Raw genomic sequence first — 9,148 nt, 5'->3', positions numbered from 1 at the left:
CCGGTCCGCCTTTCTTGACCTGCTGCACGGCAGTTCGTCTCTGCCGTGCCCGTCGACTTCTGGGCTACGACGGAAACACTAGCCGAAGGCGACGGCAATGTCTACAGCAGACACAACAGGTTTGCTCCATCCGCAGGACCGGGGATCCTGCCTCTTCTGCACCCGGAAGAGGTACCTGCCTGGAGGTACCTGCCTGGTTGAAGACCGACCGCGTGGGCACAAGCCCGACGCCGCGGCGCAACCGACCGGACGCGGTGCCTCACGCATGAGCGAGACGGAAGCAACCCCTACCGCGTCCGCCGCGAGGCCCGTGGGGATGGAGGGCGACAACACCGTTGGCATCCCCGTGCCCGCGAGGTGGCCCGCACCTTCGCCGACCACTTTGAGCCGGCCCCGGCGGTCGAGGCAGCGGAAGCCCTCGCCCTGGTGATGTTCGAAAGGCCACCAGTGCGCTGCGGCACGGCGGCGGCCGCTACAGGATGCGCTCGCACGCTGACGAGGACACGCTGTACGTCGCCCTGAGCGACCCCAAGACGACAGGGCCCGTCGCCGACGGCACCCGAGACCGCCTCTGCGGGACTGCTCACCGTATGCCTGTCGGACGAACGCGTCAGTGACCGCCTCCACCTGGGCTCCCTCGCTCTCGGCCGCCACAGCCGGCTCCTCGTCACCGGCCCCGACGGCGCCGGCAAGACGACGCTGCTGAAGCTGCTCGCCGGTGAGCTGCGGCCGGACGAGGGCGCAGTGCGGGTGCCGGGCCAGGTGGGCCATCTGCGCCAGGACGAGACGCCGTGGCCGCCCGACTCGACAGTGGTCGAGGCGTTCGGGCTGGGCCGCGTGGGTACCGCCGACGAGCACGCAGACGCACTGCTTGCCCTCGGCCTCCTCCGCCCCGCGGAACTCCGGTTGCGCATGGGCGAGCTGTCGTACGGTCAGCGACGCCGCGTGGATCTGGCCCGAAGGGGGTGGCGGCGGGCCTGTCGTCGGTACCCGCGTCGGCGTGGTCGTCGGTAGTCCACACCATGGCCCCGACGGTGGAGTCCGCTGGCCGGCGACCAGCCCGGGCTCCCGGACGCGGCACAGCTGGACTGGCCAAGGCCGGCTTTGCGGGGGCTGTGCCGGACCCTGCCCGGCGGGTCGTGTACGCGGTCACTGGTCGACGCAGGTCTACGCGTCTTGCCGCGCGGGCGCGGGCGCGGTCGCTCGGGGCTCGGGGGCGGTGGGCTCGGGCAGAGTGCGGAAGAGGAGCCAGCTCAGGGCGGGCATGGCGATCAACGGGGTGAGGGCTGTCCGGAGGGATGTGGAGTCGGCCAGGTGCCCCAGCAGGGGGCTGATGAGGCCGCCGATGCTGACGGTGAGACCGAGGGTGACTCCACTGGCGGTGCCGATGCGGGAGGGCAGGTAGTCCTGTCCGAGGGTGACTTGGAGGGAGAAGGGGACGTACAGGCCGGCGGAGGCGAGGGCTACGAAGAAGAACATGGCCGGGCCGGGTGTGTAGACGACTCCGGTGACGGCGGCGATCGAGAGCAGGTAGGACCAGCGGGATACACGGACGCGGTCGTAGCGGTTGGCCAGGGAGCCGCCCAGGACCGAGCCGACGGCGCCGCCCAGGAACAGCAGGAACAGGGCGATGGTTCCCGCGGTGGTGCTGCCCTGCATGCGCTGCTGGGCGTAGAGGGAGATGAAGGTGCTCAGGCCGGTGAAGACGATGGAGCGGAAGACGACCGCCAGGGACAGTCTCACGAACGAGGCCACGTCGTCCGCGCGCCGGGGCGCCTCCGTCCTGGACGTGCCGGCCCGGGGTCGGGCCAGCATCCGCAGGACGGGCACGCACAGGGCGGCGCCGGCGAGCGCGGGGACGACGAGTACGGGTGTCCAGTGCAGGGAGCCGCGTCCGATCGCGGCCGCCACCATGAGCGGGGCGAGCGCGAAGCCGATGTTGCCGCCGAGGGAGAACCACCCCATCGCGCTGTGGCTGCCCTCGCTGGCCAGTCGGGCCACGCGGGCGGATTCCGGGTGGTAGGCGGCCACACCGACCCCGGAGACCGCGACGAAGAGCAGAGTAAGCCCGTAGGAGCCGCTCAGGCCGCTCAGCGCGATGCCCACACCGCCCAGCAGGGTGCTGACCGGCAGCAGCCAGGGCATCGCCCACCGGTCGGTGAGCGCACCGAACAGCGGCTGGGCCACCGACGACAACAGGGAAGCGGCCAGCACGATTCCGGAGGCCACCGCGTAGGTGTAGTCCCGTTCGGCCACGAAGAACGGAATCAGCGCCGCGACGGCGCCCTGGTAGATGTCGACGCAGGCATGCCCAACGGCCAGCAGGGAGATCGATGTATTCCTTCGCACGCCTCCCATGCTGGGAGAAGCACTGCTGTCGCGCTTTCGGTAAATTGACAGATGATGCAGGAAATCCGCCACACCCCCGTCGCGCCGACCCGGACCCAGCGTCTTGCGTCCGGCGGCGAGATCGACGCGCACCGGCATGACGACCACCAGATCGCCTACGCCAGCAAGGGCACCATCGCGGTGACCACCAACGCCGGCTCCTGGGTCGCCCCCGCCACCCGCGCGCTCTGGATTCCCGCCGGCACCGTCCACCAGCACCAGGCCCACGGCGAACTCGACCTCCACCTCGTCGGCCTGCCCTTCACCGAGAACCCCCTCGGCCTCGACAAACCGGCCGTCCTCGCCGTCAGCCCCCTCCTGCGCGAACTCATCGTCGCCTATACCTGCGACCCCGATAACGACAGCCCACCCCACCTACGCCTGCGCGCCGTCATGCTCGACCAGTTCGCCCTCTCCCCCGAGCAGCCGCTGCACCTGCCGACCCCCACGGACCCGCTGCTCCGGGACCTGCACGACGTCCTGCGCGCCGACCCTGCCGACAGCCGCTCCCTCGACGACCTCGGACGCCGGATCGGCGCCAGCGCCCGCACTCTTTCCCGCCGCCTCCGCGACGACCTCGGCCTCACCTACCCCCAATGGCGCACCCAGATCAGGCTCCACCACGCCCTGATCCTCCTGGCCGACGACACCCCCGTCACCACCGTCGCCCACCGATGCGGCTGGTCATCCGCCAGCACCTTCATCGACGTCTTCCGCCGTACCTTCGGCCACACCCCCGGCACACGCCCCATCACCTGACGCAGACCCAGCCGGCGCACGAGCCGTCAGCATCATGTGCCAGCCAGGCCCTGGAGAGGGCGCATGCGGGGGCAACCGTGGCCGACTCGAACGGCGCGTTCGCGCCCGCCCTCTCGCACAGGACCACGTGCGGCGCATGACGCGGTCGAAGCGCTACTGAACCTCGGCCAGCACGCGCAGAATCGCCGCCTCGTTCTGAGCGGCCTATGGCCGGAACAGCGCTCCCACGCGGTCCGGGCCAGGTCCTGGGGTCCCGCACTGTGGGCGAAGGGCAGGCCCCGGGCATAGCGGGAGATCCCGGCGGCGGCGTGGTCGGCCATGCGGCCGAACTCGCTGCCCAGCGATCCCGCGATGTGCGGGGTCAGGAGCGCGTTGGCAGCCGGTACAGCGGTGACTCGGCTGGCAGCACCTCGGGGTCGGTGACCTGGAGAACCGCGTGGATGCGGCCGGACGTCAGGTGGGTGATGGGTGCTTCCGTGTCGATCAGGGAGCCGCGTGCGGCATTCCCGTCCGCCCCGCTTCTCCGGGCCGCCGCGGCCGCCCCGCCCCTGGCCCACTCGGTCGGCCCCGGAGCCACCTGGGGCGCCATTGACGCGCGTAGCCCGTTGCCGCACGCTGGGCGTCGGATGTTGTCGACTCAACGGTCGGGAGGCCGGGATGTTCAGACGCGTGTCACGCCTGCTTCTCTCTCTTGTCATGCTCATGACTGGTGCGGTGGTCGGGGTCGGCGCCACCGCCGGCGCCGCGCACGCCGACTCCTGCTACACCTGGAACCGCACCCTCTCCCAGGGGTCCTCCGGCAGCGACGTGACCCAGCTGCAGATCCGGGTCGCCGGCTGGGTGACCTCCGGCGAGCGGCTCTCCTACGACGGCCAGTACGGCGCGCGGACCGCCGCCGCCGTCAGGAAGTTCCAGACCGCGTACGGACTGAGCGCGGACGGTGTCGCCGGACCCGCTACCTTCAGCAAGATCTACGCCCTCCAGGACGCGGACTGCACGCCGATCCACTTCAGCTACGCCGAGCTCAACAAGTGCAACTCCGACTGGTCCGGCGGCGCGGTCTCCGCGGCCACCGCCAAGGCGAACGCGCTCAAGACGATGTGGAAGCTGGAGGCGATGCGGCACGCCCTCGGTGACGTCCCGATCAACATCTCCAGCGGCTTCCGCTCCCGCGCCTGCAACAACGCGGTCGGCGGCTCCGCCACCAGCCGTCATCTGTACGGCGACGCCGCCGACCTCGTCGGCTCGCCGAGTCTGTGCCGACTCGCCCAGCAGTCCAGGACCCACGGCTTCTCGGAGATCCTCGGCCCGGGCTACCCCGGTCACAACGACCACACCCACGTGGCCTTCGACCCGTCACCGTACTGGTCGGCTCCCACCTGCGGCATCTGAGTCACCGTGGCCGCCGGAACCGGCGGCCACCGAGAGTGAGGGAGAGGCAGGTGGCGAGTGTTCCGGGCCCTTTCGCCAGGAACACTCGCCACCTCGGTCGTCGCTGCGCCGGCAGCGAGCCCCGTTCATCGCACCGGCCTGCCCACCGCCGACAACACGCACGGACTGGGTGCCCCGGGGGTGTCGCTGTCGGATCGACCGCTCAGGCGGGACAGGCCGCCGCTGTGATGGGTACGTGCGCGCCGCCCTGCCCGTCGCGGTACAGCAGCCGGCCCATGCGTTTGGCGGTGTGGAGGGTGATGCCGCGTTCGCTGATCCGCAGTTCCGGGTGGCGGCGCAGTATCCGCTCCTCCAGGGCGGCGCAGTCGCCGGGGGAACGCGGCCACACCGACAGCAGCAGGTTGTCGCGGCCCGTGACGCGCACAGCCGGGTCTCGGGCAGCCCGGCCAGCGCCTTCGCGACGGTCTCCGCGCCGGGCCCGGCGCCGCGATCCGGAAGTTCGCGATGACGGGCCGGCCGGCCAGCCGCTGGGTCAGGTCGCACCGGGAGTGGACCTGGCCTCCCCTGATCATCCGCCGCAGCCGTCGGACTACCGTCGTGTCGCTGAGTCCGCATTCACGCGCCAGTTCGGCGTGGCCACGACGCGCGTCCGCGCCGAGGGCGACCAGGAGCCGGTGATCGCTCTCGTAGGGACCGGTGCCCGGCCCACGGCCATGGCTCTCGCCGCCGCGCAGGTCCGCGCGCTGCCGCTCGTTGAGCGTGTGCACCAGCCATCCGCTCCCCTCCCGGTGGACGGCGGTGCAGATACGCAGCCGCACCGAACGGACCGTGTCCAGGCCGCCCAGCCGCCGGGGCACGAAGTCGTCGAGTGAGGGCAGGTCACGGGCGGCGACTCCCAGGGGCCGACGGTGTCGTCCCCGACGGCGTGACCGTCCTCGATGACGAGGTTCCCGCGGTGGCCAGGCTCCACCCCGATCTCCTCGATGCCCTCCGCCAGGCCGCGACAGCCGCCTCGGACGACGACGTCACGTTCTACGTCAACAGCGGCTGGCGTTCCCCGGCATACCAGGAGCGGCTTCTTCGTGAGGCGGTCTCCAGCTACGGGTTCGAGGACGAGGCTGCCCGCTGGGTGGCCACCGCGGACACCTCTCCTCACGTGTCGGGGGACGCGGTCGACCTGCGCGTCGGGGCCGGCGTGACTGTGGCCGCGGCACAGTCACGCCGGCCCCGACACGGCGGCACCCTACGGTCGCCGGCGCCGACAGCCCTGTGCTTCAGGGGCAGGACAGGGGTCACTCACCCGGCCTGACGCGCCCGCGCCAGGCTCCGGACTCGCCGCCGCGCCCCTCGATGTACTCCTTGAAACGCTGCATGTCGCCCTTCACCCGCCGGTCGATCACTCCGAGCATGTCACCGGTCTTCTCCGCGACGCCGGTGGGCTCGACATCCATGACGAGCTCGACCCGAGTGTGCGTGTCGTCCAGGCGCTGGAAGCGGACCGTGCCCTTCTGCTTGCTGTCACCCGTGGTCGTGCGCCACGTGATGCGCTCGTCGGGGAGCTGGTCGACGATCTCGGTGTCGAACTCGCGCTTCACTCCGCTGACGTTGGTGGTCCAGTGGTTGCGGCGCTCATCGACCTGCCTGACTTCCTCCACGCCCTCCATGAACCGCGGGAACTCCTCGAACTGGGTCCACTGGTTGTAGGCGGTGTGCACAGGAACGTCGACTTCCACCGTTTCCTTGACCGTGCTCATCTGGCAACCTTCCTCTCAACTGAATATGTCGCATCCGGCGCCTGCGACCGGCCCGCGGCCTCGGCACGCCGGAGCGAGTACCCGCAGATCAGCCGTATAACGTCCGGCCAGTACCTGGGCAGGCCGTGGTGGCCGTGGCGACGCGTCTGCTGACCGGTGAGTCGCGGCGGGACACGGCCGCCCGGTTCGAGCAGCACAATGGCGAGCATGAACACTGCTCGGGATCTGTTCGTCATCACCCTGGAAGTGCCGTCCAGCCGACCGATCGCGCAAGGCGACGTCTCTCTGGTCCTCGCGGGCGCCGAACTCGTCGATCTCCGGGACGCGCACGTCCTGCGCCTGGACGGCGACCGCATCGTCCCCCTCGACGATCACGCCGGCGGCACGAACACCCTCACGGCGCAGGCCTCCGCCCAACTCGTCACGGAGCCGCCGTACGAGACGGTGGAGCAATGGCTCTGGCGGCGGGGCCGCGGGCTGGCCGGCTCCTACGCCGATGACCTCGCCGCGCAGACAGCGGGCGACGCCCGCGGTGGTCTCCTGCCGCGGTTCCTGCGCCCCTTCGCTACCAACCGCCCCCAGGAGCCCTCCGTCCGGCCCCGCCACGAAGCCACAGACCCTCGTCAGGGACTGGACGACTCCGTTCTGGCCGCCTTCGCGGGCACTCTCGGAATCGGGGAAGCGGCGCCGCCGCAACCCACCGAGCCCACCGAACCCACCGACACGACCACGGTCGATCAGGCGGACGACGTCGGGCTCATTCTCGCCGTGGTGAGCGACGCGCTGACGGAGCTCGAGGCCGAACGTCAGCGACGCCAGATCGAACAGGATGCCTACGACAACGTGTGGCGCGCGCCCTGACTCCCCACGTACTGCTGCACTCGCCCCCGCGCCGACCGCCGTGCGCTCACCCGGCCCTGGGTCCGGCCGGCCTGGGCGTCGCCCTGGGCGTGGCCGCCCTCTCCCAGCTGACCGGGATCAACGCCGTCGTCTACTACGCCCCGACGATGCTCTCGGACGCCGGGTTCGGTGACTCGATCGCGCATCTCACCGGCACCGGCACCGGCACCGGCATCGGCATCGGCACGATGCTCGTCATCGCGGGTGTCACCGGTGCGATCGCCGTTGACGCGCTCGGCCGGCACCGCACGATGCTCTGTTTCGTACCGCTGTCCGGGCTGGCGATGACGGTACTGGGAGCCGCCATCCTGATGGACGACTCCCCCGCCCAGCGCTGGACAGTCATCGCCGCGCTGTTCGCCCACATCCTCTTCAACGGGATCGGCATGCAGTCGGTCGTCTGGCTCATCGCTCCGGAGATCCTCCCGCTGAGCGTACGCGGCCCCGCCACGAGCCTGGCCACCCTGACGGTCTGGGGGTTCGACCTGCTGATCGCGGCGACCGCGCTGAGCACGATCAACGCCCTCGGGCGGTCGGGCACGTTCTCATGTACGCCGCGATGAACGTGCTGTGCGTGGTCTTCGTGGTGTTCAAGGTTCCCGGGCGTGCGAAGTGACGAAAGGATCGTTGCCACGACGCGCCCACGCCCCGCGCAACGCGTCGTCCGCGCCGAACCGGCGGCGCACAGGTGCGCCGCCGGTTCGGCGCGGACGACGATGTACTGCTGACGCCTGCGCCGGCCTGGGTGCCTGCACGTGCGCCGGACTCAGAACGGCATACGTCCCCTGGCCCGACGGCCTGCGGAACCACTGCGCCCCAGAGCGCGCGAGCTGGAGCGGAAAGGCTTGCTGAACAACCGTCCCAGCGGTCCGGGAGCCTTCGAGCCGGCCCGGGAACCGACGCCCATGGTGCGCTGAGCACCGTTCTGCGGATGACGCGACAGTCGGGGCAGCAGGAAGGCGAGTACCGCCAGTACGACACAGAGGACGATGATGCCTGCGATGACCATGTGATGTCTCCTGATTCCGGGCCTCGGGGCTGCTGTCCGTGCCTTCCTCGTGCCCCCTGATGGACGGTGCACGCCCGGTGTCTCTCCCGATCGATCCTCGCGACCTGGGCACACGGCAGCGGCTCGCGCGTGCCGGAGAGGTGAGACGGGCGGTGACGGGTATAGGGAGGCCCTCAGGACACCGACTTCTCCCGTGAGGAACCGAGGATGACCGACGACGCCTATCTCGTCCTGCTGACCGGCGCGCCCACGACGCTCGGCACACCGCCCGCGGCAGTCGGAGACCTGGCCTGCATGGACACGCCTGCGGTCGGTGCGTGGCTCGACGCCCAGGGTGTTACCGCGTCGTCTCCCGAACTGCGCCTGCTGCCGCCCGAGGAGACGGTCGGCATCCCGGAGGATGCCGAGCGACTGCCGGTCCCCCTCAGCGAGGAGGAACTCAGCCGCGTACGCCACAGTGTCGCGCCGGAGAGCGTCGCTCGAATGGAGGAGGAGTTGCTGGACTACCGTTCCCGTGCGGACGGCCGTGAGGCGCTCCTGACCCGTGCGCTCGCGGCCGGCGTGCCGGCGCACCGCGTCGCGGAACTGACCGGCGAGGAGTTGACCACCGTCAAGGCGATCGCCCGCTGAAGGAGGTCTGCCACGGGGTACGGACCTGCTCCAGCTCACGCTTGAGGGTGGGCAGGGCCGTCCCGATGTTGCGGACCCGGAACTCGGCGAACCCGGCACTGATCGCCGAAGGCTGCCCGGACAACCCTACTCATCCGGGTGTCGCAGGTGACCAGGAGCTTTCGGCAACAACGACTCGCGGAACGTGCCGCCCTCTGGCAACTTCATGGTTGGTGTCGCGCACACGGCGTCAGTGTTGATTGCAGTTCAGGTTGCCTACTTGCCGGCACACCGGGTGTCCAGACGCAGGTCACGCCCGTTCGTGGTGATGGCGCAG

General features: G+C 70.6%; 12 protein-coding genes and 2 pseudogenes. 8 read left to right on the top strand and 6 right to left on the bottom strand.

Annotation, left to right across the window (positions count from 1 at the left end; translation table 11 throughout):
- Positions 1 to 552 precede the first annotated feature (552 nt).
- Positions 553 to 960 (top strand): annotated as a pseudogene (locus tag ACIQ1J_RS34140) (ATP-binding cassette domain-containing protein); the annotation flags it as partial.
- A gap of 207 nt (positions 961 to 1,167) precedes the next feature.
- Here ACIQ1J_RS34140 and ACIQ1J_RS34135 read toward each other — a convergent pair.
- Positions 1,168 to 2,349: an MFS transporter gene (locus ACIQ1J_RS34135; RefSeq protein ID WP_403563072.1), complete on the bottom strand. Its 1,182-nt coding sequence runs from the start codon at positions 2,347 to 2,349 to the stop codon at positions 1,168 to 1,170.
- A 51-nt stretch (positions 2,350 to 2,400) separates the two neighbouring features.
- On the opposite strand from ACIQ1J_RS34135, the gene ACIQ1J_RS34130 reads away from it, so the two are divergent.
- Complete coding sequence (locus tag ACIQ1J_RS34130) at positions 2,401 to 3,147, top strand: AraC family transcriptional regulator (RefSeq protein WP_403563070.1); 747 nt, start codon at positions 2,401 to 2,403, stop codon at positions 3,145 to 3,147.
- 361 nt (positions 3,148 to 3,508) lie between these two features.
- Here ACIQ1J_RS34130 and ACIQ1J_RS34125 read toward each other — a convergent pair whose 3' ends face one another.
- Entirely contained in the window at positions 3,509 to 3,724 is a 216-nt protein-coding gene (locus ACIQ1J_RS34125) for an NAD(P)-dependent oxidoreductase (RefSeq protein WP_403563068.1), read from the bottom strand.
- Positions 3,725 to 3,804: 80 nt separating this feature from the next.
- Here ACIQ1J_RS34125 and ACIQ1J_RS34120 point away from each other — a divergent pair, with 80 nt between their 5' ends.
- Complete coding sequence (locus tag ACIQ1J_RS34120; protein WP_403563066.1) at positions 3,805 to 4,539, top strand: D-Ala-D-Ala carboxypeptidase family metallohydrolase; 735 nt, start codon at positions 3,805 to 3,807, stop codon at positions 4,537 to 4,539.
- 202 nt (positions 4,540 to 4,741) lie between these two features.
- Here the strand turns inward: ACIQ1J_RS34120 and ACIQ1J_RS34115 are convergent, their stop codons facing one another.
- Positions 4,742 to 4,963 (bottom strand): hypothetical protein, encoded by a 222-nt coding sequence (locus ACIQ1J_RS34115; protein WP_403563080.1) that lies wholly within the window; start codon positions 4,961 to 4,963, stop codon positions 4,742 to 4,744.
- Between the two features lie 208 nt (positions 4,964 to 5,171).
- On the opposite strand from ACIQ1J_RS34115, the gene ACIQ1J_RS34110 reads away from it, so the two are divergent.
- Together ACIQ1J_RS34110 and ACIQ1J_RS34105 are read left to right on the top strand one after the other, a co-directional pair.
- Positions 5,172 to 5,411 (top strand): hypothetical protein, encoded by a 240-nt coding sequence (locus ACIQ1J_RS34110; RefSeq protein ID WP_403563078.1) that lies wholly within the window; start codon positions 5,172 to 5,174, stop codon positions 5,409 to 5,411.
- A 29-nt stretch (positions 5,412 to 5,440) separates the two neighbouring features.
- Positions 5,441 to 5,719: pseudogene (locus tag ACIQ1J_RS34105) on the top strand (D-alanyl-D-alanine carboxypeptidase family protein); the annotation flags it as partial.
- A 112-nt stretch (positions 5,720 to 5,831) separates the two neighbouring features.
- Here ACIQ1J_RS34105 and ACIQ1J_RS34100 read toward each other — a convergent pair.
- The gene (locus ACIQ1J_RS34100; RefSeq protein ID WP_210958466.1) at positions 5,832 to 6,293 is read right to left on the bottom strand and encodes an SRPBCC family protein; all 462 of its coding nucleotides are present in this window, start codon (positions 6,291 to 6,293) and stop codon (positions 5,832 to 5,834) included.
- A 207-nt stretch (positions 6,294 to 6,500) separates the two neighbouring features.
- Between ACIQ1J_RS34100 and ACIQ1J_RS34095 the strand changes: the two genes are divergently transcribed.
- Both ACIQ1J_RS34095 and ACIQ1J_RS34090 read left to right on the top strand, forming a co-directional pair.
- Positions 6,501 to 7,154: a GPP34 family phosphoprotein gene (locus ACIQ1J_RS34095; protein ID WP_403563064.1), complete on the top strand. Its 654-nt coding sequence runs from the start codon at positions 6,501 to 6,503 to the stop codon at positions 7,152 to 7,154.
- Positions 7,139 to 7,756 carry an MFS transporter gene (locus ACIQ1J_RS34090; RefSeq protein ID WP_403563062.1) on the top strand — a complete coding sequence of 206 codons (618 nt, stop codon included), beginning with the start codon at positions 7,139 to 7,141 and terminating at the stop codon, positions 7,754 to 7,756. Before ACIQ1J_RS34095 ends, ACIQ1J_RS34090 begins: the two co-directional genes overlap by 16 nt.
- A 203-nt stretch (positions 7,757 to 7,959) precedes the next feature.
- On the opposite strand, the gene ACIQ1J_RS34085 is transcribed toward ACIQ1J_RS34090, so the two are convergent.
- Positions 7,960 to 8,202: a DUF6411 family protein gene (locus tag ACIQ1J_RS34085; protein WP_210958462.1), complete on the bottom strand. Its 243-nt coding sequence runs from the start codon at positions 8,200 to 8,202 to the stop codon at positions 7,960 to 7,962.
- Positions 8,203 to 8,409: 207 nt separating this feature from the next.
- Here ACIQ1J_RS34085 and ACIQ1J_RS34080 point away from each other — a divergent pair, with 207 nt between their 5' ends.
- Positions 8,410 to 8,832, top strand: a complete 423-nt coding sequence (locus ACIQ1J_RS34080) for a DUF6003 family protein (protein WP_403563060.1) — start codon at positions 8,410 to 8,412, stop codon at positions 8,830 to 8,832.
- On the opposite strand, the gene ACIQ1J_RS34075 is transcribed toward ACIQ1J_RS34080, so the two are convergent.
- Positions 8,813 to 8,956: a hypothetical protein gene (locus ACIQ1J_RS34075; RefSeq protein ID WP_403563058.1), complete on the bottom strand. Its 144-nt coding sequence runs from the start codon at positions 8,954 to 8,956 to the stop codon at positions 8,813 to 8,815. The genes ACIQ1J_RS34080 and ACIQ1J_RS34075 overlap by 20 nt on opposite strands.
- Between the last annotated feature and the right edge of the window lie 192 nt (positions 8,957 to 9,148).

The organism is Streptomyces sp. NPDC097107 (assembly GCF_044762405.1).
Taxonomy (GTDB): Bacteria; Actinomycetota; Actinomycetes; order Streptomycetales; family Streptomycetaceae; genus Streptomyces; species Streptomyces thinghirensis.
Note: the sequence above shows the minus strand (reverse complement) of the source record. Positions and strands in the feature narration are given on the sequence as shown.